We start from the raw sequence: 22,761 nt of genomic DNA, 5'->3' as shown, positions 1-22,761 counted from the left end.
CAGTCGCCGAGAGGCCGCGTCAGCGACCGGTCTTGGGGGCCTTCCAGCGGGCGATGCCGCGGGCCACCAGGTTGAGGATCATCACGAAGGCGATCAGCGTCAGTGACGCCGCCCAGGCGCGGTCGTACGCCGCTCCGGAGCCCGCGCTGTTCGCGTACTGCTGGTAGATGTACAGCGGCAGCGAGGCTTGCGCGCCCTCGAAGGGGTTGTTGTTGATGAACGGGTTACCGAACACCAGCAGCAGAACCGGAGCGGTCTCACCGGCGATACGGGCGACCGACAGCATGATGCCCGTCGTGATACCGCCGATCGAGGTCGGCAGGACCACCTTCAGGATCGTGCGCCACTTCGGGACGCCGAGGGCCAGGGAGGCCTCGCGCAGCTCGTTCGGGACGAGCTTGAGCATCTCCTCGGTGGAGCGGACGACCACCGGCATCATCAGGATGGCCAGGGCCAGCGAGCCTGCGAACCCGAAGGGCTGCATCTCGAACATCAGCATGAGGCTGAGGATGAAGAGGCCCGCGACGATCGACGGGATGCCGGTCATGACGTCGACGAAGAACGTGATGGCCCTGGAGAGGTTGCCCCGGCCGTACTCCACCAGGTAGATCGCGGTGAGCACCCCGATCGGAGCGGCGATGATCGTGGCGAGGCCGACCTGCTCGAGGCTGCCGAGGATGGCGTGGTAGATGCCGCCGCCCGGCTCGGTGTCGGCGACCACACCCATGGAGTGGGTCAGGAAGTAGACGTCCAGGACCTTCACCCCGCGCGCGACCGTCACCCAGATCAGGGAGACCAGCGGGATGAGGGCGATCAGGAAGGAGACCCAGACCAGCGAGGTGGCGATCCGGTCCTTGGCCTGCCGGCGGCCCTCGACGCGGGCGGCGATGCCGTAGGTCCCGACGAGGAAGAGGATCGCGGCGATCAGGCCCCACTGGACCTCGCTGTCGAGGCCGGCGCCCAGCCCGATGCCGACCGCGACGGCGATCGAGCCCGCCGCGATGGCGAACGGGGACCACTTGGGCAGACGGGCACCGCGCAGGGTGCTGACGGTTGCGGTGCTCATGCGTTGGCCCCCGAGTACTCCTTGCGGCGGGCGATGATCGCGCGGGCCGCGCCGTTGACCAGCAGGGTGATGACGAACAGGACCAGACCGGAGGCGATCAGCGCGTCACGGCCGAACTCCGTCGCCTCGCCGAACTTGCTGGCGATGTTCTGCGCGAAGGTGCCGCCGCCCGGGTCGAGCAGGCTGGCCTGGATGTCGAAGGTCGGGGAGAGCACGGTCGCGACGGCCATCGTCTCGCCGAGCGCGCGGCCGAGGCCGAGCATCGAGGCGGAGATCACGCCGGAGCGGCCGAAGGGGATCACCGAGATGCGGATGACCTCCCAGCGGGTGGCGCCGAGCGCCAGGGCCGCCTCCTCGTTCATCCGCGGTGTCTGCCGGAAGACCTCACGGCTGACGTTGGTGATGATCGGCAGGATCATGATCGCGAGCAGGATGCCGACGGTCAGCATCGAGCGGGGCGCGCCGCCCTGCCAGGAGAAGATGCCGGTCCAGCCGAGGTAGGTGTCCAGCCAGCCGAAGAGGCCGGTCATGTTCGGTACGAGGACCAGAGCGCCCCACAGGCCGTACACGATGGACGGGACGGCGGCGAGCAGGTCGATCACGTAGGCGATCGGGCCGCTCAGCTTGCGCGGGGCGTAGTGCGTGAGGAACAGCGCGATGGCGACCGCGATCGGGACCGCGATGGCCATGGCGACGATCGAGGAGACGACCGTGCCGAAGGCGAGCACCGCGATGCCGAAGACCGGCGGGTTGAGGCCGGTGTTCCACTCGAAGGTGGTCAGAAAGTTGCCGTCGTCCTTGCTGATCGCGAGGGACGCGCGGTAGGTGAGGAAGACCGCGATCGCGGCCATGATCACCAGCAGGAAGATGCCCGAACCGCGGGACAGGGCGAGGAAGACGCGGTCGCCGGGGCGGGTGGCGCCACGGGCCGCGGCCTTCTGCTCGGTCACGGTGGGCTGCGGGGCGGGGGGAGGAGTGTCAGCTATCTGTGTGGTGTCCATCGGGTTCTCCGGTCTGCGGAGTCGTACGGCTGTACGGCTCCTGGCGGCGGTGCACCGGACGGTGCGGTCCGGTCCGGGGCTTCAGGCCCTGGACCGGACCGCACGCGGGATCAGCTCAGGCCCTCGATGGTGGTGCGGACCTTGGCGATGATGTCGTCGGGGATCGGGGCGTAGCCGGCTTCGGCGAGCACGCCCTGGCCGTCCTCGGAGGCGATGTAGCGCAGGAACGCCTTCGTGGCGGGCAGGCTGTCGGCCTTGTTGCCCTTGTCGCAGACGATCTCGTACGTGACCAGGGTGATCGGGTAGGCGCCGTCGGCCTTGGTCGCGTAGTCCAGCTTCAGCGACAGGTCCTTGCCGGTGCCGACGACCTGGGCGGCCGCGATCGCCTTGGTGGCGTTCTCGACGGTGGCCTCGACCGGGGCGGAGGCGCCTGTGTCGATGGTGACCGGGACGATGCCGTCCTTGGCGTACGACAGCTCCATATAGGAGATGGCGCCGGAGGTCTGCTTGACCTGCTGGGCGACACCGGAGGAGCCGGAGGCCGACTGGCCGCCCTTGGCCTGCCAGGCCTTGCCGCCCTCGTACTTCCAGTTCGCCGGGGAGGCGGCGATCAGGTACTTGGTGAAGTTGTCCGTGGTGCCGGACTCGTCGGAGCGGTGGAACGCCTGGATCTTCAGGTCGGGGAGCTTGGCGTCGGGGTTGAGCGCCTTGATCGCCTTGTCGTTCCAGTTGGTGATCTTGCTGTCGAAGATCTTGGCGAGCGTCTCGGCGTTCAGGACGAGCTTGTCCACGCCCGGGACGTTGAAGCCGACCGCGATCGGGCCGCCGACCATCGGCAGGTCGATGCCCTGGCCGCCCTTGCAGACCGACTTGGAGGCGGTGACCTCTTCGGGCTTCAGCGCGGAGTCCGAACCGGCGAAGGCCACCTGGCCCTGGGTGAACGCGGTGACGCCGGCGCCGGAGCCGCCGCCCTTGTAGTTGATCTGGACGCCCGAGCAGGCGGCCGTGAACTGCTTGACCCAGGCGTCGATGGCGTTCTTCTGCGCGGAGGAGCCGTCGGCGAGCAGCTGACCCTTGGCGTCGTCACACTTGATCGAGCTGTTGGCGGCGGTGGCGTTGCTTCCGCCGTCCGAGGAGCCGGTGTCGTCGGAGCCGCACGCCGTGAGGGCCAGGGCGCCGGAGACGGCGATCGCGCCGAGAGCGAGGGCTCGCCGGTTCTTGCGCTGAAGCTTCACTGAGGGAGTTCCTTCCGAGAGCCGCCGTCCTGAATCCGGCGGCGTGCGAAGACTGGGTGATGCGGACACGTCTTCGAGATGTTCTTCCGAGGAGCGGTCCGCACCGCGTAAGGCCGAAATTAGGCAGATCAGGTGAAGGCGCCGACTGGCGTAAATGAACGCGGGGTGAACCCCTGCGGAAGGTGCGGTTAGGTCACGGAAGGCTTACGTCGAGGACACGACGAGATTCCGGGCTAGGTCAGGTGCAGCGAGGCCAGCAGCGCGTCCACGAGTGTGCGGTCCCTCGGCTGGGTCAGGCGGTTGCGGGCTCCCGTCGGGGAGAGCCACAGGATGCGGTCGACCTCGCTGTTCGGGGTGAAGGCGCCGTCGACGGCCTCGGCGGCCCAGTAGCGGACCTGTTTGGGGCGCTCGTTCGCCATGTAGCGCATCGTGGGCAGCTCGGCACCGGTCACCGCCCGGTAGCCGGTTTCCTCCGCCACCTCGCGCAGGGCGCCCGCCAGGGGGTCCTCGTCCCGCTTCAGCTTGCCCTTGGGGTGCGACCAGTCGTCGTATTTCGGCCGGTGGACGAGGCATATCTCCAGCTCGCCGTCGAAGGGCGAGCGGCGCCACAGGACGCAGCCCGCCGCCTGGACGGTGCTGTTGCCGGGAGAGCTCACCGAGGGCTCACCGCCTCCGTGTCGGCTACGAGGTGCTGACGGGTTCCATCTGCCACGAACGCTGGAAGGCGAACCTGGCGGCTTCCACTTCGTGGCGCTGGTCGGCGTGGAGCACCCCGAGGGCGTAGGCGGTCGCCGGCGCGATCCGGGGCGTGCGGGCCGCCTGCGCGGCGGCCGCGGCGGCCTCGGACGCGTCGCGGTGCCGGTCGAGTGCCTCGCCGGCCGCGAGCAGCCGTACCTCGGTCAGGTCGCCGCGCAGGACCTCGCGGGCGTACCGGTGCAGACGCAGCAGCAGGCGGACCTGGTGCCAGGGGGCGTCCTGGGGGTGCGGGGCCGGGTCCGGGGAGAGGCCGTGGACGAGGGCCTCCGCGTTGTAGGGGTGGCCCGCGGTGACCAGGGGGAGGGCGGCCGCGGCGTCCTTGAGGCGGTCCTCGGCGGCCCGGGCCAGGGGGTGGAGATCGGTGGAGGGGGCCGCGGGGGTGAGGGGCACCTCGCTGGCCAGTACGGCGATGTTGTCGGCGACCGCGTGGAAGCGGGAGGAGCCGAGGGCCTGGAGGGCGGTGGAGTGCGCCCGGGTCCGGGCCAGGGTCAGCTGGCGGTCCAGGAGGGCGCCCGCCTTCGCCGCGCCCACCGTGAGGTTGCCGCGGTCCGGGGAGGACGCCGGCGGGGCCGTGGCGACTGTCCCGCCGGCCCCCTGCGCCGGGAACGCCGTCGCCCCCGACAGCCTGTGCAGCGCCAGCAGCAGTCTCTCCAACCGCGCCTCGCACGCGTGCTCCGACGCCAGCGTGCCCGACACCCACGCCAGTTCGGGCCGCATCCGTTCCGACCAGTCCGCCTCCAGGAGCGGCCGGAAGGTGTGGAGGCTGCCGCTGATGCGGCGGGCCGAGCGGCGCAGGGCCCGGGCCGCGTCGACGGGGGGCACCGCGCCGCCGCCGGCGACCGCACCGGACTCCCGGTGCAGTCGCAGGGCGCGCAGGAACTCCGTGGCCTGGGCCCGGAGGTAACCCGCGAGGGCCTCCCCCGTCACCGGCCCGACGCGACCGGCCACGGGTTCCGTCGGTTCAAGGTGTTGCTGTGCCACGCCGGCGCCTCCGGGCGTCTATGAGCATCTCCTGGACGTTGCGCAGCGGCTGGCCCTCCGCGTCGGTCGCGTGCCGCTCCCACTCGCCGTCCGGGCCCAGGTGCCAGGAGGACGTGGCGTCGGACATGCCCGTCTCCAGGAGCCGGTTGAGCGCCGCCCGGTGGGCCGGGTCGGTCACCCTGACCAGCGCCTCGATACGGCGGTCGAGGTTGCGGTGCATCATGTCGGCGCTGCCGATCCACACCTCGGGCTCCCCGCCGTTGCCGAAGCCGAAGACCCGGGAGTGCTCCAGGAAGCGGCCGAGGATCGAGCGGACCCGGATGTTCTCCGACAGGCCCGTGACGCCGGGGCGGATCGCGCAGATGCCGCGCACCCACACGTCGACCGGCACGCCGGCCTGGGACGCGCGGTAGAGCGAGTCGATGAGCGCCTCGTCGACCATCGAGTTGACCTTGATGCGGATGAACGCCGGGCGCCCGGCCTTGTGGTGCTGGACCTCCTTGTTGACCCGCGAGATCAGACCGTCCCGAAGGGACTTGGGGGCCACCAGGAGACGGCGGTAGGTCTCGCGGCGGGAGTAGCCCGAGAGACGGTTGAACAGGTCCGAGAGGTCCGCGCCGACCTGTGGGTCCGCCGTCAGCAGGCCCAGGTCCTCGTACAGGCGGGCCGTCTTGGGGTGGTAGTTGCCGGTGCCGACGTGGCTGTAGCGCCGTAGCGTCTCGCCCTCCTGGCGCACCACCAGCGACAGCTTGCAGTGGGTCTTCAGGCCCACCAGGCCGTAGACCACATGGCAGCCCGCCTCCTCCAGCTTGCGCGCCCACTTGATGTTGGCGTGCTCGTCGAAGCGGGCCTTGATCTCGACCAGGACGAGGACCTGCTTGCCGGCCTCGGCGGCGTCGATGAGCGCGTCGACTATCGGGGAGTCGCCGGAGGTCCGGTACAGGGTCTGCTTGATGGCGAGGACGTCCGGGTCGTCGGCCGCCTGCTGGAGGAAGGCCTGCACGGACGTCGAGAAGCTGTCGTACGGGTGGTGCAGCAGCACGTCACGGGCGCGCAGGGCCGCGAAGATGTCGGGCGCGGACGCGGACTCGACCTCGGCCAGGTCGCGGTGGACGCCGGCGATGAACTTCTTGTACTTCAGCTCGGGCCGGTCGAGGGAGGCGATGCGGAAGAGACCGGTGAGGTCCAGGGGACCCGGCAGCGGGTACACCTCGGCCTCGGAGATCTTCAGCTCGCGCACCAGCAGGTCCAGGACCTCGCGGTCGATGGACTCCTCCACCTCCAGGCGCACCGGCGGCCCGAAGCGGCGCCGCATGAGCTCCTTCTCCAGGGCCTGGAGGAGGTTCTCGGCGTCGTCCTCCTCGACCTCCAGGTCCTCGTTCCTGGTCAGGCGGAAGGCGTGGTGCTCCAGCACCTCCATGCCCGGGAACAGCTCCTCCAGGTGCGCGGCGATGACGTCCTCGATGGGGACGTAGCGGCCGGGGGAGCTCTCCAGGAAGCGGGACAGCAGCGGCGGGACCTTGACGCGGGCGAAGTGGCGGTGGCCGGTGACGGGGTTGCGCACGATGACCGCGAGGTTCAGCGAGAGACCCGAGATGTACGGGAAGGGGTGCGCCGGGTCGACCGCCAGGGGGGTCAGGACCGGGAAGATCTGGTGCCGGAACAGGGTGAAGAGGCGGGCCTGCTCCTTCTCCTGGAGCTCGTTCCAGCGGACCAGGTGGATGCCCTCCTCCGCGAGTGCGGGGGCGACGTCCTCGTGGTAGCAGGCGGCGTGCCGGGCCATCAGCTCGCGGGAGCGGGCCCAGATCATCTCCAGCACCTCGCGCGGCTGGAGGCCGGAGGCGGAGCGGGTGGCGACGCCGGTGGCGATACGGCGCTTCAGACCGGCCACCCGGACCATGAAGAACTCGTCCAGGTTGCTGGCGAAGATCGCGAGGAAGTTCGCCCGCTCGAGCAGGGGCGTGTTCGGGTCCTCGGCGAGTTCCAGGACGCGCTCGTTGAAGGCGAGCCAGCTGCGCTCCCGGTCGAGGAAACGACCCTGCGGGAGATCCGGTCCATCGAAGGGCGACTCCTCGTACGCGTCGAGGTCGGCGTCGATGTCGGGTTCCAGGTCGGAGACCGCCGCCGCCACGGTGTGCGGGCGGTGCGCGGCTATGGAGCCCACGGAGGGCTGCGCGTGCTGGACCTGTGCTGCCTGGATGTTGGGCTGGCTCATGGACCCATTGTTCCGCGCCAGGGGCGAGACAGGCGCGTCGGAGAGCGCGGGCGGGAGCGCGGCGACTCCGTTCCGCGCGGGTCCCTCGGGTGGTGGCGAAGGCTCGGGCACGGCGGGCTTCATTCGCCGAGCCTCGCAAGTCTGTCTGAACCATTGGTTACAAAGACATGGCGTGCGGGACACCGGGGGGCGGATCCCGGGCATCCGCGCGCCCCGAACGCATGTCCGGACCGCACGTCCCCCACCCCCGTGGGAGGACGTGCGGTCCGGAGGTTCTAGGCCGTGCGGCGGCGCGGCGGCGCGGCGGCTCGAAGGCGCCGCGACGGGTGAGCGTGGGCCACAGGTCCTCGCGGAAGCGGTCCACCAGGTTGTGGAGGACCGGACAGGCCGCGAACGCCACCCCCGCCCCGGCCAGGGCCCGCCCGGTCAGCAGGCTGGCGAGGCCGCCGAGGGCGAGGCCCGCGAGGGCGTGGGCGACGGCGGCGAGCAGGACCGCCGGGACGGCGAGCTTGGCGGCCGGCCGGCGGGCCGGTGACACGCCCTGCGTCCGGGCCGGCAGGGCGGTGCGGTTCTCCAGTTCCCGGCCGATGACGGCACCGGCCTAGCGGGCCGCGGGGAACATGACGAGCGCCGGCGCGCTGGTGACCTGGGCGATCCCGTCCCTGTACGGCACGTCGGCGGTGATCGCCTCGACGGCCGAGCACAGCGGCAGGCCGCTCTGCTGCGGTACGGCACAGGCACAGGTGCCGACGCCTGCGCGGGCCTCGTCCGCGAGGGCGTGCAGCCAGACCAGGTAGACCGCTGCGGCGGCCAGTGCCGTGAGCCAGAGGGCCAGTGCGGCGCGGTGCGGGCCAGCACACCGCGGACGGCGGGCGCGGACCTGGGGACGGAGAGCGCGCTCATGCCGCCGCCCTCGTTCCCCTGCGCAGCAGCCAGAACGCCGTACCCACCGCGGCCGCCGCGACCGCGAGGACGATGCCGGTCCCGATGAGCTGGAGGGGCCAGAAGTCGGCGGCGGGGTGGTAGTCGAGGTAGTAGCCGGTCACGCCGTGGTCGGTGAAGCACTTCATGCTGTCGCCGCAGTCCGGGATCGGAATCCGTTCACCGGTGGCGGTCAGGGCCCCCTGGTCGCCCCACAGGACGTTCTGCGGGGTCCCGGGGCCCGACCGCAGACCTTCGCGGGCGGTCTGCCAGGGCCACAGGTGGGGCGTGACGGTGTCGGCGGCGTACTCCACGAGCACGGTGACCGCGAGGCCCACGGCGAGGGCCGGCAGGGCGCGGCGCAGGAGCAGGCCCGCGAGGGTGCCGACGGCCAGGGCGAGCAGGGGCAGGGCGAGGGCCAGGGTGCCGTTCGCGGTGAACGTGTTGTCGTCGTACCAGGCCCAGTCCAGCGGGAACTCGTTCGCGTTGTAGACCATGCGGTGCAGCAGGACCAGTACGGCCGTGCCGGCGGTGAGCAGGGCCGCGGGGACGGCGAGCTTGGCGGCCAGCCAGCGGGTCGGCGTCACGCCCTGGGTCCACGCCAGCCGCGCGGTGCCGGACTCCAGTTCGCGGCCGACGACGGCACCGGCCCAGGCGGCGACGGCATAGGGCAGGTAGACGATGGCCCACCTGGCGAGCATGACGGTCCGGTAGTAGCCGTTGAGCGTGGTGTCCCACATGCAGTCGTCGCCGACGGGGCAGTTGCGCCGCCACGCTGTCTCGGCGGACTCCGCGCCGGGGCCGTACGCCCACAGCAGGGCCAGCGCGGCGGCGACGGCCACGAGCACCCAGACGATCAGGGCGGCGCGGTGCAGGCGCAGCACCGTGCGGCCGGTGGCCGGGGGACGCGGTGGGGCCGTGGCGACGGATGCGGTCATGCGGGGGACTCCTGGCGGGGCGTGCGAGCGGGGTGGGTGCGGTGGCGGAGCAGGAGGAACGCGGCGAGGGTGGCCAGGGCCGCGACGGCGAGGACGATGCCGGTCTCGACGAGGTGCAGCGGCCAGAAGTGGGACTGCGGGTGGTAGGTGCCGTCGCCCAGCTGCCATACGGTGGCGGGCAGTTCGCGTCCGTCGCTGTCGGCCGTGGGCCAGTACGCGTCGCGGTACTTCTCCACGTACCGGTTGAGCACGATCACCGCGGCGACCGCGATCGCCGTCGCGGGCAGTGAGCGGCGGACGACGAGCGCGGTGAGCGCGCCGACGGCGAGGGCGCACAGGCCGTAGGCCACGACGAGCGGGCCGCGGGCGGCGAACACGTCGGCGAAGCCCCAGTCGTCGCCCATCAGTTCGCGGTGGGCCGACCAGGCCCAGCGGAAGACGGGGACGAAGAGCGCGCCGCCGGCGATCAGGACCAGCGCCGGCACCGCGAGCTTGGCGGCCAGCCAGCGCGTCGGCGAGACGTCCTGCGTCCACGCCAGCCGCGCGGTGCCGGACTCCAGTTCACGGCCGATCAGCGCGCCGGCCGACCAGGCGGCGACGGCCCAGAAGGCGTAGTACATGAAGGTGCTGGTCCAGCCCATCGGGCCGCTGTAGTCGTGCGAGGCCTCGAAGCCGCAGTAGGCCGCGGGGGTGTCCCGGCAGGCGTCCAGGGCCGCCCGTACGTCGTCGGCGGTGACCTCGGTCAGCCACACCAGCCAGGCCACCGAGCCCAGCACGAACACGGTCCACACGATCAGTGCCGCGCGGTGCAGCCGCAGCACGCCCCGGATCATGACAGGCCTCTCGTGCGTACGGCCATCACGCGGAACGCGGCCAGCGCGAGCAGGGCGGCGACGGCGAGCACGATCGCGGAGGCGGTCAGCTGCAGGGGCCAGTAGTGGGAGAGCGGGTGGTAGTCGTGGTACCAGCTGACGGCGCCGAGACGGTCGTAGAGCCGCTCGCACTGCGGGTCGATCGTGCTGCCGCAGAACGGGTCGGGAAGGCGCTCGCCGTCGGCGGTGAGCAGGCCTGTCGACACGTCCACGCCGTTGCCCACGGGCAGGTCGCTCTCCAGGCTCGACACGCTGGTCACCGTTGTCCACAGGTGGGGCAGTGCCTGGTGGACACCGGCCCACAGCGCGCCCACGGCGACGACGGCGGCGCCCAGCGCGGCCAGCGAGCGGCGCAGCAGCACGCCCGCGAAGGCGCCGGCGAACAGGCCGGCCAGGGCGAGGGCGACGGTGATCGGGCCGCCGGCGTAGAAGGTGGGCGGGTCGTACCAGGACTTGGCGCTGCCGATCCGGCCCTCGGACGCCCACCACATCCCGTGGTGCAGCAGCACCAGGAGGCCGGTGCCGGCGGTGACCAGGGCGGCCGGGAGGGTGAGCTTCGCGAGCAGCCAGCGGGTCGGGGTCAGACCCTGGGTCCACGCCAGCTGCGCGGTGCGCTGCTCCAGTTCACGGCCGGTCAGGGCGGCTCCCGCCCAGGCGGCGACGAGGAAGGGGATGGCCAGGACCGCGATGGTCGCGTAGTCGTAGACGTGCTTGTAGCGCAGGACCGCGGCCTGGTCGTACAGACAGGGGCCGGTGGACGCGCAGGCGTAGTGCTGCTGCCAGGCCTCGGCGGAGGCGTCGGCCAGCGGGCCCCACAGGCACATCAGCGCGCTGCCGAGGCCGAGGAGGACGACGGTCCAGACGAAGAGGGCCGGTCGGTGCAGCCGTATCAGCCACCGGTTCAGGTGGGGCGCGGTGAGGGCGCTCACGCCGAGACCTCCTCGGCTCCCGACAGGGCCGTCCTTCCGGCCGCTTCGGGGTTGCGCAGGTAGGACAGGACCAGCTCCTCCAGGGAGGGCGCGCTGGTGCGCCAGTCGGCGGGGAGCGGGGCGGCCGGGCGGATCAGGGCGGACAGCTGGCGGCCCGTGGTGCGGGACTCGACGACCGTGTGCGGGTCGAGGACGGTGTCCGCGGATGCCGACACGCGCGTGTGCGTCTCCAGCAGCTCGTCGATCTCCCCGGCGAGGCGGACCCGGCCGCCGCCGATCAGCAGCAGGTGGTCGCAGGAGTCCTCCAGCTCGGCGACGACGTGCGAGGACATGACGATCGTGGTGCCGTGCTGGGCCGCCTGGGACATCAGGACGCCCATCAGCTCGTGCCGGGCCAGCGGGTCGAGGTCGGCCATCGGCTCGTCCAGCAGCAGAAGTTCGGGCTGTTTGCCGAGCGCGAGGGCGAGCGCGACCCGGGTGCGCTGGCCGCCGGACAGGGCGCGGATACGGGCCTTGGGGTCGAGCTCGCCGCCGGCCACGATCCGCTCGGCGGCGCGCGCGTCCCAGTGGCCGGGGTTGAGGTCGGCGCCCATGCGGAGTGTCTCGGCGACGCTGAGCTGGGGATAGAGCGGCTTGTCCTGGGCGACGAAGCCCACACGTGCGCGTGCCGCTCCGGCGGGCCCGCCGAGGACGGAGAGGCTGCCCTCGCTCGGGGCCATGAGGCCGGCGGCGAGGGCGAGCAGGGTGGACTTGCCCGCGCCGTTGGGGCCGACGACGGCGCAGACGCGGCCGGTGGGGAGCGTGAAGGTGCAGTCGCGCAGGGCCCATCCGGCGGACCGCCGCAGCCGGCCGAAGCGCTTGCCCAGCGCGGCTGCCTCGAGGGCGGTGTCGGTCATGAGGGGGCTCCCTGGCTGTGCTGGTCCTGGCCGTTTCTGTCCAGGAAGTGCTTGTCGAGTACGGCGGTGAAGAGCGCGGCCACGTCGTCCCGGTCGAGGCCGGCCGCGCGGGCCCGCTGGGTCCATCCGTCGAGCTCGGAGTGGAGGGGCGAGTCGGCGGTGGCGGCGCCGAGGCCGCGGCGCACGAAGGTGCCGAGGCCGCGCCGGGCCTCGACCAGTCCCTCGCGCTCCAGTTCGCGATAGGCCTTCAGGACCGTGTTGGGGTTGATGGCGGTGGCCTCCACTACCTCGCGCGCCGTCGGGAGCTTGTCGCCCGGTTCCAGGTGGCCCAGCCGGAGGGCCTGCTTGGTCTGCTGGACGATCTGGACGTACGTGGCGACCCCGGAGTGCCGGTCGATGCGGTACTCGACCACCCGTGCACCACCCTTTCACTAATTGAGTAGTGAAAGGGTGGTGCAAGGTGGGTCGGAAAGTCAAGAGCGATCCTGTGAACCGATCGGCGGGGCTGGTGCGATGAGGGTGATGTGAGCGAGACGAGAAGCGACGGGGAGCTGCTGCGGGCCGCGGCGGACGGGGACCGGCGCGCCTTCGAGGAGCTGTACCGGCGGTTCGCGCCCTGGCTGACGGCCAGGCTGCGCGGCCGGTGCGCCGACGCCGGGGTCGTCGACGACGTGGTGCAGGAGACGTTCCTCGCGATCTGGCGGGGCAAGGCCCGCTACCGCGAGGACGGAGCCACCGGGGATCCGGCCGGGTGGCTGTGGCGCATCGGTTCGCGGCGGCTCGTCGACGCGCTGCGCGGCGACGGGGCGCGGGGCAGGCTGCGGCAGGCACTGGCCAGGCTGCGCCACCGGGACGAGGCGTCCGCGGAGGAACGCGTGCTCGCGGGGGTTGAGCACGGAGACCTCGCGGGCGCCCTGGTCCGGCTCTCACCCGAGCTCCGGGCGGTCCTCCAGGCGACGGTCATCGACGGGCTGACCACCCGCGAGGCGGCCGTCGTCCTGGGGATCCCGCCGGGCACGGTCAAGACGCGGGCGATGCGGGCCCGTAAGCAACTGCGGGAGGCACTGGCATGAGCAGGCACGTGAGCGAACAGGGTCTGCGGGGCCGGGAGCACGGCCGGGAGCACGGACAGGAGGTGGCGGCATGACATGGCATGTGGCCGAAGAGGATCTACGGGCCTATGCGCAGGGTGAGCTGACGCCCCCGCTGCTCTGGTCCGCCGACACACACCTCGTCTCCTGCGCGCGGTGCCGGGAGGTGCTCGCCTCCGTCGGACCTTCCGTGGACGCCGGCTGGGAGCGCCTCGACGCCGAACTCGACGCGCCCAAGCGGGGACTGTTCGAGGGGCTGCTCGTGCGGCTCGGGGTCGCCGACCACACCGCGCGGCTGCTCGCGGCGACCCCGGTGCTGCGCCGGTCGTGGCTGGCGGCGGTGGTGTTCGTGCTGGCGACGACGGTCGGGGCGGTGTACTCGGCGGACTCGCCGACGCTGTTCCTCGCCCTCGCCCCGCTGCTGCCGCTCGCGGGTGTGGCCCTGGCGTACGGGCCCGCGCTGGACCCGACGTACGAGATGGCGGTCGTCAGTCCGGTGCACGGATTCCGGCTGCTGATGATCCGTACCGTCGCCGTGCTCACCACCGTCCTCGGCCTCAACGGCCTGGCGACCCTCGCACTCCCCGTCTACGGCCTGCGCGCCCTGGCCTGGCTGCTGCCCGCGCTCGCCCTCACCGCGACCGGTCTCGCGCTGACCCCCCGGCTGGGCCCGGCCCTCGCGCCGTCCCTCGTCGGCGGGGTGTGGGTCGCGCTGCTGATCGTCGCGGACGCGAGCGGTGACGGGCCGCTCGTGCCGTTCACCGCGGCGGGCCAGGGTGCCGCCGCCGCAGTCGCCGCACTCGCGGTCGCACTGCTCTACCTCGTACGTGACCGTTTCGACGTCTCCCACAGGAGTGCCGTATGACACCCACCGTCTCCGCCTCGGGGCTCAGCCTCCACTACGGCGGAACCCGCGCCCTGGACGACGTGTCGCTGCGGCTGACACGGGGCGTCACCGGACTGCTCGGCCCCAACGGGGCCGGAAAGACCACCCTGCTGCGGGTGCTGGCCACCGCCGTGCCCGCCGACCGGGGCGCCTTCACGGTCCTCGGACACGACCCGAGCACCACCCGCGGGCGGCAGGAGGTGCGGCGCCGGCTCGGCTATCTGCCCCAGACCCCCGGTTTCCACCCGGACTTCACGGCCTTCGAGTTCGTCGACTACGTGGCGATCCTGAAGGAGCTCACGGATCGCGCCGCCCGCCACCGTGAGGTGCGCCGGGTGCTGGAGGAGGTCGACCTGGGCGAGGTGCGCGCCAAGCGCATCAAGAAGCTGTCCGGAGGCATGCGGCAGCGGGTCGCGCTGGCCGCGGCGCTCGTCGGCGACCCGGGCCTGCTCGTCCTGGACGAACCGACGGTCGGCCTCGACCCCGAACAGCGCATGCGGTTCCGCGAGTTGATCGCCCGGGCGGGCGAAGGGCGGACGGTCCTGCTGTCCACCCACCAGACGGAGGACGTGGCCATGCTCTGCCACCGGGTCGTGGTGATGGCGACCGGCGGAGTGCGCTTCGACGGCACCCCCGCCGAACTGACCGCGCGGGCCGCCGGACGGGTGTGGAGCAGTACGGAACGCGACCCGGGAGCGAAGGCGGGGTGGCGCACCGGCACGGGCTCCTTCCGCAACGTGGGGGATCCGCCCGCCGGTGCCGAACTCCTCGAACCCACCCTGGAGGACGGCTACCTGCTGACCCTCGACGGCGCGGTTGCGGAGGTGGCGGCATGAGCGCGGTGATGGAGGCGGCCCCGCCCGCCGAGCGGACCGTGTCACGGGACTCCTGGACCGCGGTGTTCGCCCTCGCCCGGTTCGAGGCGCGCCGACTGCTGATGAGCCTTCCGGTGATCGTCGGCTTCCTGGCCTACGCCGCCTGGATCGTGTGGAACGCCCGGGACTACGCGGACGGCTATCCGGCCCTGCAGAACGTCGACCGTGCCACACAGGGCGGGCCGCTGCTGGTCGGCCTCGCGGTGCTGCTGGCCGTGAACCAGGCGGTGCTGCGGTCCGGGCGGCGGGACACCGAACGCCACTTCGGGGTGCTGGTGATGGGGGCGGGGCGGCGTACGGCGGCGCATCTGCTGTCCGTCGGGCCGGCCGTCCTGCTCACCGTGGTCTGCGTGACGGGGCAGTTCGGCTGGGAGGCCCTCAAGTCCGGGGCCCTCGGGCACGGTTCGGTCGGCGAGCTGCTGGTGGGACCGCTGACGGTGCTGCTGTTCGGGGCGGTCGGCGTGCTGATGGCCCGGCTGGTGGCCTCGACCTTCGCGGCTCCGCTGCTGCTGGTGGTCTTCCTCTTCTTCCTCGTGCTCGGCACGGGGCTGGGAGGCGAAGGTGGCTGGGTCCGCTGGCTGTACCCGGTGGTGGGCGAGATGAGCAACGACACCCTGCCCTCCGACCTGATCGGCCGCCCCGCCCTCTGGCACGCCGTCTATCTCGCCGGACTCGGACTGAGCCTGGCGCTGCTCGCGGTGCTGCTGGGCGGCGGTCGTGCGCGGTCCGCACGGGCCCTGTTCGTCGGAGCGCTGGCCCTGACGGTTCTGGGCGGGACCGCCCAGGCACAGGGAGTGCCGGCGAAGACGACGGCGGCGCGGGAGCGGGTGACGTTCCACCCCGAGCAGGTGCAGACCTGCGTGGAGCGGGCCGGATCGCGGTACTGCGCCTTCCCGGAGTGGCGGGGCCGCACGGCGGACTGGGCCTCGGTCGTGGCACACGTGCAGTCCCTGGCGGGCGGCACGGCACACGACCAGCGACTTCTCGTCCGTCAGCGGATAGACGCCACCTACGGCCTCGACGCCGACGCGGCGGTCACCCCGTCCAAGGCCGCCCACCAGGTGACGGTCGGCACGAACTGGGGCGGCAACCGCGTCCCCGAGTTCTCGGCCGCCGTCGCCGCCGTACTGATCGCGGGCGACGAGGACGCGGCGGGCGAACTGTGCGACGGCCGCATGGTCACCCTCATGTGGATCGCCCTGGCCTGGGAGTCCGACCCGATGACCCAGTTCAGGCGCGTCCGCCTCGACGACAGCGTGACCGGCTCGGCGATCGTGCTGTCCCCGACGAACTCGATGTCGATGACGGAGGGCCAGACGACGGTGGTCCGCGAGCTGCTGGAGCGGCCGCGGGACGAGATCGCGGCGAAGGTGAAGTCGCGGTGGTCGGAACTGACCGCACCGAAGGTGACGACCGCCCGGGTGGCCGAACTGCTCGGCGTGAACGCCAAGGTGAAGGCCGACTCGTGTGACTGACACGGGCTCCGGCGTTCGAGTGGAGAGAGGGGAGAGGTCGGGGATGAGCGGGGCCGGGGAGGCGCGGGTGCGGAGTGCGGTGGTGTGGCGGGCATTGCAGGGTCCCGTCCTGCGGACCTTGCCGTGGCGGGCGCTGGGGGCCGCCGGGGGTGTGGGGCTGCTGCTCGCGGGGGCGGCGCGGTGGCTCATCGACGTGGACGAGTGGCTGGCGCTGAATCTGCTGCGGGCGACCGCGCTGGCCTTCGCGCTGGGCCTGGCGTTCCTCCTGGACGACCCGGCCCGCGAGACCACCGCTTCGGTGCCGACGACGCGTCCGCTCCGGCAGGCGCTGCGGGTGGCGATGGTCGCCCCGTTCCTGGCGCTGGCCTGGACGGTGGCGATGCTCCTCGTGCCGGGTGAGATACGTCCTCCCGTGGGCGACGTCACCTTGGAGGCCGCCGCGACCGCTGTGCTCGCCCTGGCGGCGGCCGCTGTCGCCGTGCGCTTCAACGAGGCGTCGGAGCCGGGGCAGGCGGTGGCCGCGGCGGTACTCACGTCGGCGGTCGTGGTGCCGCTGGCGTTGCCGGGGCGGTGGGCGATGTTCGTGGCGGTGCGGGACGAGCGGTGGGCGGCGTCCCATGAGCGGTGGGTGTGGGTGCTGGTGGCGGCAGCGGTGGTGTGGACGGCGTGCGCACCGGAACGGTCGAGACGGCGGAGGCTGCGGGCGGATCCGTCGGGCGCGTGATCTCGCCCCCGCCGCCCCTACCCATTCCCCTCCCAGAGGGCGCTGCCCCCTGGACCCCCGCTTTTGACCAACCAGCCCGTCCGGCGTTTGAGGACGAGGCCCCTTCAGGGCCGAAGCGGGGGTCTGGGGGCGGCAGCCCCCAGGGACGGGACGGGTAGGGGCGGCGGGGGCGAGAACCGCCCGGCGCGCACCCCCCGCCCTCACGTCTCCGTTCGGTACATCAGATCCGTCTCGTGCGTCACGAACCCGAGCCGCTCGTACACCGACACCGCCGCCTTGTTGTCCGCGTCGACGTACAGCATCGCCGTGGGCAACCCCTGCCCCGCCAGATGCCGCAGGCCGATCGTGGTGAGGGACTTGCCGAGCCCCCCACCCTGCGCACCCGGCTTCACCCCGAGGACATAGACCTCGCCCAGCTGCTCCGTGGCGTGGACCTTGGTCCAGTGGAAACCGATCAGCTCGGAGCCGCGGAAGGCGAGGAAGAACCCGGACGGGTCGAACCAGGACTCGGCCATGCGCGCGTCGAGGTCGCGCTGGACGAGGGAGCCCTGCTCGGGATGGTGGGCGAAGGCGGCGGCGTTGACGGCGAGCCAGGCCGTGTCGTCCTGACCGGGGACGAAGGTGCGTACCGTCACGCCGTCCGGGAGGACGGGGTCGGGCAGCTCGAGCCCCGTCAACGGCCGCCGCATCTGCCGCAGCTCACGGAACAGGGTCAGACCGAGGACCTGGGCGAGATGCCGGGCCGCGGAGTGGCCACCGTGGGCCCACACGCGCAGCCGCTTGCCGGACGCGGCGAGAAGGGCGGAGCCCAGCGCCCGGCCGTGGCCGTGACCGCGGTGCGCGGGATGGACGACCAGTTCCGCGGCCGGCGCCTCCACCGGGTCGGTGTCCTCCAGTTGGGCGTAGCCGACGAGCTGGTCGTCGACGGTCAGCAGCAGATGGGACACCCCCTCGCGTGCGCCACCGCGCAGCTGCAGCCGCCCCTGCTCCGACACCGCCTGCTGCCCGTCGCTGCGCACGGCCTCCGCGAGGAGCGCCAGCACCGCTTCGGTCCGGTCCGGAGAGAGCGCCGAGTAGGTGTCGATCGAGCGGGAAGTGCCGTGCCGGGCGGTGTCGTCGCTGGTCATGCGTACGAGGGTACGGGGAGGACCCCGCAAAGTGGCGGCAAAGGAAAGGGCAAAGGGAAACCAGGATGTAACCAGGAAACCCCTGTCGCGCTACGCGCGTTGACTCTAGGCTGCGCCGGACGGGGCCCACGTGATTCAGACATCCCACAGGGGGGGCGTATGCCAGCCATATCCCAGCCGCACCACCGCCGCAGACGGACCGTCCGTCTCCTTGCCGCAGCCGCCGGTCTCGCGACCGTCGGCGCTCTCGCCGCCGCGCTGCCCTCGACGGCCGCGGCGGGCGAATCGGGCAAGTCGGGTGGTAAGGCGCCCAGTCGTTACCAGGACGTGCAGCTGCTGTCCTTCAACGACCTGCACGGCAACCTGGAGCCGCCGTCCGGTTCGTCCGGACGGGTCACCGAACTCCAGGCGGACGGCACGACGAAGACCATCGACGCCGGTGGTGTCGAGTACCTCGCCACGCACCTGCGCGAGGCGCGTGCGGGCAACAAGTACTCCATCACCGCCGCCGGCGGCGACATGGTCGGTGCGTCTCCGCTCATTTCGGGACTTTTCCATGACGAGCCGACCATCGAGGCGCTCAACGGCCTCGACCTGGACGTCACCTCCGTCGGCAACCACGAGTTCGACGAGGGCGCCAAGGAACTGGCCCGTCTGCAGAAGGGCGGCTGCCACCCGACCGCCGGCTGCTACACGGACGAGGAGTTCGAAGGGGCGAACTTCCCCTACCTCGCGGCCAACGTCCTGAACGAGAAGACCGGCAAGCCGATCCTCAAGCCCTACTGGGTGTGGAAGAAGAACGGCGTCAAGGTCGGCTTCATCGGCGTGACCCTGGAGGACACCCCGGGCGTCGTCTCCGCGGAGGGCGTCAAGGGCCTGAAGTTCAAGGACGAGGTCGAGACGATCAACAAGTACGCCAAGGAGCTCCAGCGCCAGGGCGTCAAGTCGATCGTGGCCCTCATCCACGAGGGCGGGGCCCCGGCCTCGGCGTCGTACAACTACGACTGCGACGCCCCGGGCGCCGGCGACGGCATCTCCGGCCCGATCGTGGACATCGCCAAGAACATCACCCCGCAGGTCGACGCGCTGGTGACGGGTCACACCCACGCCGCCTACGCCTGCACCATCAACGACCCGGCGGGCAACCCGCGCACGGTCACCTCGGCCGCGTCCTTCGGCCGCCTCTACACGGACACCACGCTGACGTACGACCGGTGGACGGGTGACATCGCCCGTACGGCCGTGAAGTCGGCGAACCACGTGGTCACCCGGACGGTCGCCAAGGCGACGGACATGACCGAGCTGATCAGCAGGTGGAACACCCTCGCGGCGCCCATCGGCAACCGCGCGATCGGCTACATCTCCGCCGACATCCCCTCCACCGGCACCGAGTCCCCGATGGGTGACCTCATCGCCGACGCGCAGCTCGCCTACGGCAAGCAGCTCGACCCGGAGACCGACCTCGCGCTGATGAACCCGGGCGGTGTGCGGGCCGGCCTCACCTATGCGGCCAAGGGGACCGAGGGCGACGGCGTGGTGACCTACGCCGAGGGCTTCACCGTCCAGCCGTTCTCCAACACCGTGAACCTCCAGGACTTCACCGGTGCCCAGCTGATCAAGGTCCTCCAGGAGCAGGTGAGCGGCAGCAACGCGGCCTCGCCGAAGATCCTTCAGCCCTCCTCGGGCCTGACGTACACGCTGGACCTGACGAAGACCGGCGCCGACCGCATCGTCGTCGACTCCATCCGGCTCAACGGCACGGCCATCGACCCGGCGGCCACCTACCGCGTCGCGACCAACAGCTTCCTCGCGGGCGGCGGCGACGGCATCACCACGCTGGGCCTGGGCACCAACGACCTCGTCGGCACGGACGACCTGGCGGCCCTCGAGCAGTACCTCCTGGCCAACTCCTCGGCCACGAGCCCGATCGCACCTCCGGCCGCGAACCGGATCACGATCCTGAAGTAACCCCCTGGGGCGGTAAGAGGCGGTCGCGTCATATCGACGCGGCCGCCTCTTCGCGTATTAAAACCTGTGTGAGTGGCGTATTGGTTCCGGGTGCCGCCTGAAAAATGATCTCAGCCGCAATTCATCGAGGTCTAAGCGGAATTGGCCTTTTTCGGGTTTGCGGTCCCGTAGTGTTTTCCATGTCGAAAGCGAACGGCACCGGACAACACGAAGGAGAAGACAATGAGCTTCCACAAGGTCGCCCCCGTCGCCAAGAAGGCTCCCCAGCCCGCCCTGGCCCCCAAGAAGAAGGCCCAGGTCAAGAAGGTGACCCCGCGACGCCGCCCGGTCTCCCATAAGAACTGAAACAAGCCCCGCATCATCTGAACCTGATAACCGGAAAGGTAATTCCCATGAGCTTCCACAAGATTGCCCCCGTCGCCAAGAAGAACACCAAGCCCGCCGCCCCGGCCCCGAAGAAGAAGGCCCCTCGGCAGAAGAAGGCGGCCGCTCGCCCGGTGTCCCGCAAGGGCTGCTGACGCCGAACCACGAGGCGGGGCCACCGACAGGGACTCGGTGGCCCCGCCTCGGGCATGTCCGCCCGTACTGCAAGGGAGCAACCATGAGGGAAGTCCGCGAGGCCTTCCGCCGCTTCTGGCCGCTGACCCGCGGTGACCGCAGGTGGCTGGTGGCGATCGTCGGGTGCGTGGTGGTGTCCGCGCTCGCCGAGACCGCCTCGATCCTGCTGTTCGCAGAGCTGACCGACACCGCCCTGAAGGCCGGTTCGCTGTCCGCCTTCTGGGGCCCGGCCGGCGCCTGGCTCGCCGTCGCCGCGCTCGGCGCGCTGGTCGGCTACCTCGGCAACTCGCTCGCCGCCTGGACCGCCGAGAGATTCGTGCTCCGCCTGCGGGCCAAGGTGTTCCGGCACGTCCAGGACCTGCCCCCGCACTTCTTCCAGAAGCACCGACAGGGCGACCTCGTCGAACGGCTCACCGGTGATGTCGAGGCCATCGAGCAGATGGTGGTGTCCGGGGTCGTCGGTACCGTCGCCGCCGCGTTCTCCGCCGTCTTCTACTCCGCCGCCGCCCTGTGTCTGCGCTGGGACCTGGCCCTCGTCACCTTCGTCCTCGCCCCCCTGTTCCTGCTGGCCGCCCGCCGCTTCGCCGGCCGCATCAAGAGCGCCTCCCAGGACGAGCGGACCGCCGACGGCGCCATCACCTCCGTCGTCGAGGAGTCCCTCGGCAATGTGGTGCTGACCCAGGCCTACAACCGCCGCGCCGACGAGGAGAAGCGGCTCGACCGCGAGGCCCGCGCCTGGATGACGGCATCCGTGCGCGGGGCCCGGCTCAGCGAGATGTACGAACAGTTCGTCGAGGTCGTCGAGACGGTCTGCGTCCTCGCCGTCATCGGACTCGGCGTCTGGGAGATCTCCGCCGACCGCATGACCCTCGGCCGGCTCCTCGCCTTCGCCGCGTTCATCGGCTACCTCTACCCACCGGTCCGCAACCTCGGCCAACTCGGCCTCACCCTCACCGCCGCCACCGCGGGCGCCCAGCGGCTGGGCGAGATCCTCGACGCCGAACCCGCCGTCACCGACCCCGCCGAACCGGTCCGGGACTGGCCGGTACGCGGCTGGGTCAGCGTCCACGGCGCCGGCTTCCGCTACCCCGGCGCCGCCAGGGACTCCCTGTACGACGTCACCTTCCAGGCCGCCCCCGGCGAACTCGTCCTCGTCACCGGCCCGAGCGGCGCCGGCAAGTCCACCCTCGCCAAGCTGCTGCTCCGCTTCTACGACCCCTCGTCCGGAGTGCTCTGCCTGGACGGCGTCCCGCTGACCGACGTACCCCTGGAATTCCTGCGCGAGAACGTGGCGCTGCTGCCGCAGGAGACGCTCGTCCTGCACGGCACGATCCGCGAGAACATCGAGTGCGGCCGCCCCGGCGCCACCGACGAGGACATCGAGCGGGCCGCGCGGGCTGCCGCGGCGCACGAGTTCATCGCCGAACTCCCCGGCGGCTATGGCACCGTCATCGCCCCCGGCACCGCCGCTCTCTCCGGCGGCCAGCTCAAGCGGATCGCCATCGCCCGCGCGATGCTGCGCGCCGCCCCCGTCCTGATCCTCGACGAACCCACCACCGGCCTCGACTCGGTGGCCGCCCGCCGCATCGTGCGGCCGCTGCGCCACCTGATGTCCGGCCGTACGACGATCATGATCACCCACGATCTGAGCCTCGCCCCCGACGCCGACCGCGTCCTCGTCGTGGACGAGGGCCGGCTGGTCGAGGCCGGCACGCACGACGAACTCGTGGAGCGCGGCGGGACATACGCCCGGCTGGCTATGCCACCCTCCGGCCGCCCGCCAGGACACCCCGCAGGAACTCGGTCTCGGCGTTCAGGTCTGTCACACACCGGTCGTTGACGAAGGGCAGCGCGGTCCGGCGGCCCGTCGTGTCGTACAGGCAGGTGATGAAGCGGAGACTGGACTCCTGCGGGGCGTTCTCGACGCGCAGGTCCTGGATGTCGTGCCAGGTCCACTTCCGCACGCGCAGGGCGCTGTACGAGGTGATCCCGCCGGGCCGTACGACGGTACGGGCCCGCAGCAGGGCGAGCGCCATATAGCCGTTGGAGAGCAGCAGGACCGTCACCAGGGCCACCGCGGGCCACAACGGCACCCCGCTGAGCAGTATTTCCCCGACGCCGGCCGCGAAGAAGAGCGCGACGGCGGCGGCCGCCTTCCACGCCGGCCCCCGTCTGCGGTACTCCCTGATGATGTCCCCGCCCATGATCCCTCCCCGTGGTCGCGCTGATCGTAGGACGGGGACCCGT

Annotated in this window: 24 protein-coding genes; 11 read left to right on the top strand and 13 right to left on the bottom strand. The window is 71.7% G+C overall.

Annotated features, from left to right (window positions below; genetic code table 11):
- Positions 1-19 precede the first annotated feature (19 nt).
- The 6 genes from pstA to OG381_RS22760 all read right to left on the bottom strand — a co-directional run bounded on the left by pstA (position 20) and on the right by OG381_RS22760 (position 7,377).
- Positions 20-1,066 (bottom strand): phosphate ABC transporter permease PstA, encoded by a 1,047-nt coding sequence (pstA, locus tag OG381_RS22785; protein ID WP_327717937.1) that lies wholly within the window; start codon positions 1,064-1,066, stop codon positions 20-22.
- Positions 1,063-2,067: a phosphate ABC transporter permease subunit PstC gene (pstC, locus tag OG381_RS22780; RefSeq protein WP_327717936.1), complete on the bottom strand. Its 1,005-nt coding sequence runs from the start codon at positions 2,065-2,067 to the stop codon at positions 1,063-1,065. Before pstC ends, pstA begins: the two co-directional genes overlap by 4 nt.
- Positions 2,068-2,177: 110 nt before the next feature.
- Positions 2,178-3,302, bottom strand: a complete 1,125-nt coding sequence (gene pstS / locus OG381_RS22775) for a phosphate ABC transporter substrate-binding protein PstS (RefSeq protein WP_327717935.1) — start codon at positions 3,300-3,302, stop codon at positions 2,178-2,180.
- A gap of 233 nt (positions 3,303-3,535) precedes the next feature.
- A complete protein-coding gene (locus OG381_RS22770) occupies positions 3,536-3,958 on the bottom strand; it encodes an NUDIX hydrolase (protein WP_327717934.1) in 423 nt (140 codons plus the stop codon).
- A 25-nt stretch (positions 3,959-3,983) separates the two neighbouring features.
- Positions 3,984-5,039, bottom strand: coding sequence for a CHAD domain-containing protein (locus OG381_RS22765; RefSeq protein ID WP_327717933.1), 1,056 nt, complete (start codon positions 5,037-5,039; stop codon positions 3,984-3,986).
- The gene (locus OG381_RS22760) at positions 5,020-7,377 is read right to left on the bottom strand and encodes an RNA degradosome polyphosphate kinase (protein WP_327717932.1); all 2,358 of its coding nucleotides are present in this window, start codon (positions 7,375-7,377) and stop codon (positions 5,020-5,022) included. The genes OG381_RS22765 and OG381_RS22760 overlap by 20 nt, the downstream gene beginning before the upstream one ends.
- Positions 7,378-7,624: 247 nt before the next feature.
- On the opposite strand from OG381_RS22760, the gene OG381_RS22755 reads away from it, so the two are divergent.
- Together OG381_RS22755 and OG381_RS22750 are read left to right on the top strand one after the other, a co-directional pair.
- Positions 7,625-7,789 carry a hypothetical protein gene (locus OG381_RS22755; protein ID WP_327717931.1) on the top strand — a complete coding sequence of 55 codons (165 nt, stop codon included), beginning with the start codon at positions 7,625-7,627 and terminating at the stop codon, positions 7,787-7,789.
- An 85-nt stretch (positions 7,790-7,874) separates the two neighbouring features.
- A complete protein-coding gene (locus OG381_RS22750) occupies positions 7,875-8,051 on the top strand; it encodes a hypothetical protein (protein WP_327717929.1) in 177 nt (58 codons plus the stop codon).
- Positions 8,052-8,153: 102 nt separating this feature from the next.
- Here OG381_RS22750 and OG381_RS22745 read toward each other — a convergent pair whose 3' ends face one another.
- From OG381_RS22745 to OG381_RS22725, 5 genes are read right to left on the bottom strand one after another with little or no spacing between them, the layout of a single operon-like run.
- A complete protein-coding gene (locus OG381_RS22745; RefSeq protein WP_327717928.1) occupies positions 8,154-9,113 on the bottom strand; it encodes a hypothetical protein in 960 nt (319 codons plus the stop codon).
- Positions 9,110-9,946 carry a hypothetical protein gene (locus tag OG381_RS22740; RefSeq protein ID WP_327717927.1) on the bottom strand — a complete coding sequence of 279 codons (837 nt, stop codon included), beginning with the start codon at positions 9,944-9,946 and terminating at the stop codon, positions 9,110-9,112. Before OG381_RS22740 ends, OG381_RS22745 begins: the two co-directional genes overlap by 4 nt.
- The gene (locus OG381_RS22735) at positions 9,943-10,914 is read right to left on the bottom strand and encodes an ABC transporter permease (protein WP_327717926.1); all 972 of its coding nucleotides are present in this window, start codon (positions 10,912-10,914) and stop codon (positions 9,943-9,945) included. The genes OG381_RS22740 and OG381_RS22735 overlap by 4 nt, the downstream gene beginning before the upstream one ends.
- Complete coding sequence (locus OG381_RS22730) at positions 10,911-11,810, bottom strand: ABC transporter ATP-binding protein (protein ID WP_327717925.1); 900 nt, start codon at positions 11,808-11,810, stop codon at positions 10,911-10,913. Before OG381_RS22730 ends, OG381_RS22735 begins: the two co-directional genes overlap by 4 nt.
- The gene (locus OG381_RS22725) at positions 11,807-12,223 is read right to left on the bottom strand and encodes a GntR family transcriptional regulator (protein ID WP_307028909.1); all 417 of its coding nucleotides are present in this window, start codon (positions 12,221-12,223) and stop codon (positions 11,807-11,809) included. Before OG381_RS22725 ends, OG381_RS22730 begins: the two co-directional genes overlap by 4 nt.
- Positions 12,224-12,334: 111 nt before the next feature.
- Here OG381_RS22725 and OG381_RS22720 point away from each other — a divergent pair, with 111 nt between their 5' ends.
- The 5 genes from OG381_RS22720 to OG381_RS22700 all read left to right on the top strand — a co-directional run bounded on the left by OG381_RS22720 (position 12,335) and on the right by OG381_RS22700 (position 16,861).
- Entirely contained in the window at positions 12,335-12,883 is a 549-nt protein-coding gene (locus OG381_RS22720; protein ID WP_327717924.1) for an RNA polymerase sigma factor, read from the top strand.
- 70 nt (positions 12,884-12,953) lie between these two features.
- Positions 12,954-13,766, top strand: a complete 813-nt coding sequence (locus OG381_RS22715) for a zf-HC2 domain-containing protein (RefSeq protein WP_327717923.1) — start codon at positions 12,954-12,956, stop codon at positions 13,764-13,766.
- Positions 13,763-14,623, top strand: a complete 861-nt coding sequence (locus OG381_RS22710; RefSeq protein WP_327717922.1) for an ABC transporter ATP-binding protein — start codon at positions 13,763-13,765, stop codon at positions 14,621-14,623. Before OG381_RS22715 ends, OG381_RS22710 begins: the two co-directional genes overlap by 4 nt.
- A complete protein-coding gene (locus OG381_RS22705; RefSeq protein ID WP_327717921.1) occupies positions 14,620-16,137 on the top strand; it encodes an ABC transporter permease in 1,518 nt (505 codons plus the stop codon). Before OG381_RS22710 ends, OG381_RS22705 begins: the two co-directional genes overlap by 4 nt.
- Before the next feature lie 43 nt (positions 16,138-16,180).
- Positions 16,181-16,861: an ABC transporter gene (locus OG381_RS22700; protein WP_327717920.1), complete on the top strand. Its 681-nt coding sequence runs from the start codon at positions 16,181-16,183 to the stop codon at positions 16,859-16,861.
- Between the two features lie 200 nt (positions 16,862-17,061).
- Here OG381_RS22700 and mshD read toward each other — a convergent pair whose 3' ends face one another.
- Positions 17,062-17,988, bottom strand: a complete 927-nt coding sequence (gene mshD, locus OG381_RS22695; protein WP_327717919.1) for a mycothiol synthase — start codon at positions 17,986-17,988, stop codon at positions 17,062-17,064.
- A gap of 159 nt (positions 17,989-18,147) precedes the next feature.
- Here mshD and OG381_RS22690 point away from each other — a divergent pair, with 159 nt between their 5' ends.
- The 4 genes from OG381_RS22690 to OG381_RS22675 all read left to right on the top strand — a co-directional run bounded on the left by OG381_RS22690 (position 18,148) and on the right by OG381_RS22675 (position 22,354).
- Positions 18,148-19,956 (top strand): bifunctional metallophosphatase/5'-nucleotidase, encoded by a 1,809-nt coding sequence (locus tag OG381_RS22690; protein ID WP_327717918.1) that lies wholly within the window; start codon positions 18,148-18,150, stop codon positions 19,954-19,956.
- A 222-nt stretch (positions 19,957-20,178) separates the two neighbouring features.
- Positions 20,179-20,301, top strand: coding sequence for a hypothetical protein (locus OG381_RS22685; RefSeq protein WP_327717917.1), 123 nt, complete (start codon positions 20,179-20,181; stop codon positions 20,299-20,301).
- Positions 20,302-20,348: 47 nt separating this feature from the next.
- Positions 20,349-20,474: a hypothetical protein gene (locus tag OG381_RS22680; RefSeq protein ID WP_327717916.1), complete on the top strand. Its 126-nt coding sequence runs from the start codon at positions 20,349-20,351 to the stop codon at positions 20,472-20,474.
- A gap of 83 nt (positions 20,475-20,557) precedes the next feature.
- Positions 20,558-22,354: an ABC transporter ATP-binding protein gene (locus OG381_RS22675; protein WP_327717915.1), complete on the top strand. Its 1,797-nt coding sequence runs from the start codon at positions 20,558-20,560 to the stop codon at positions 22,352-22,354.
- Here the strand turns inward: OG381_RS22675 and OG381_RS22670 are convergent.
- The gene (locus OG381_RS22670) at positions 22,272-22,718 is read right to left on the bottom strand and encodes a hypothetical protein (protein WP_327717914.1); all 447 of its coding nucleotides are present in this window, start codon (positions 22,716-22,718) and stop codon (positions 22,272-22,274) included. The genes OG381_RS22675 and OG381_RS22670 overlap by 83 nt on opposite strands.
- Positions 22,719-22,761 lie beyond the last annotated feature (43 nt).

The sequence above is a fragment of the Streptomyces sp. NBC_00490 genome (assembly GCF_036013645.1).
In the GTDB taxonomy this organism is placed as follows: domain Bacteria; phylum Actinomycetota; class Actinomycetes; order Streptomycetales; family Streptomycetaceae; genus Streptomyces; species Streptomyces canus_F.
This window is presented reverse-complemented; position numbering and strand designations above follow the sequence as displayed.

Bases quoted from the DNA above. Each gene is read 5' to 3' on its own strand.
- OG381_RS22685 (WP_327717917.1), top strand. From the start codon at position 20,179: ATGAGCTTCCACAAGGTCGCCCCCGTCGCCAAGAAGGCTCCCCAGCCC.
- pstA (WP_327717937.1), bottom strand. From the start codon at position 1,066: ATGAGCACCGCAACCGTCAGCACCCTGCGCGGTGCCCGTCTGCCCAAG.
- OG381_RS22675 (WP_327717915.1), top strand. From the start codon at position 20,558: ATGAGGGAAGTCCGCGAGGCCTTCCGCCGCTTCTGGCCGCTGACCCGC.
- OG381_RS22690 (WP_327717918.1), top strand. From the start codon at position 18,148: ATGCCAGCCATATCCCAGCCGCACCACCGCCGCAGACGGACCGTCCGT.
- OG381_RS22700 (WP_327717920.1), top strand. From the start codon at position 16,181: ATGAGCGGGGCCGGGGAGGCGCGGGTGCGGAGTGCGGTGGTGTGGCGG.
- OG381_RS22745 (WP_327717928.1), bottom strand. From the start codon at position 9,113: ATGACCGCATCCGTCGCCACGGCCCCACCGCGTCCCCCGGCCACCGGC.
- OG381_RS22750 (WP_327717929.1), top strand. From the start codon at position 7,875: ATGACGAGCGCCGGCGCGCTGGTGACCTGGGCGATCCCGTCCCTGTAC.
- OG381_RS22670 (WP_327717914.1), bottom strand. From the start codon at position 22,718: ATGGGCGGGGACATCATCAGGGAGTACCGCAGACGGGGGCCGGCGTGG.
- pstC (WP_327717936.1), bottom strand. From the start codon at position 2,067: ATGGACACCACACAGATAGCTGACACTCCTCCCCCCGCCCCGCAGCCC.
- OG381_RS22680 (WP_327717916.1), top strand. From the start codon at position 20,349: ATGAGCTTCCACAAGATTGCCCCCGTCGCCAAGAAGAACACCAAGCCC.
- OG381_RS22710 (WP_327717922.1), top strand. From the start codon at position 13,763: ATGACACCCACCGTCTCCGCCTCGGGGCTCAGCCTCCACTACGGCGGA.
- OG381_RS22760 (WP_327717932.1), bottom strand. From the start codon at position 7,377: ATGAAGCCCGCCGTGCCCGAGCCTTCGCCACCACCCGAGGGACCCGCG.
- OG381_RS22705 (WP_327717921.1), top strand. From the start codon at position 14,620: ATGAGCGCGGTGATGGAGGCGGCCCCGCCCGCCGAGCGGACCGTGTCA.
- OG381_RS22740 (WP_327717927.1), bottom strand. From the start codon at position 9,946: ATGATCCGGGGCGTGCTGCGGCTGCACCGCGCGGCACTGATCGTGTGG.
- OG381_RS22730 (WP_327717925.1), bottom strand. From the start codon at position 11,810: ATGACCGACACCGCCCTCGAGGCAGCCGCGCTGGGCAAGCGCTTCGGC.
- mshD (WP_327717919.1), bottom strand. From the start codon at position 17,988: ATGACCAGCGACGACACCGCCCGGCACGGCACTTCCCGCTCGATCGAC.
- OG381_RS22715 (WP_327717923.1), top strand. From the start codon at position 12,954: ATGACATGGCATGTGGCCGAAGAGGATCTACGGGCCTATGCGCAGGGT.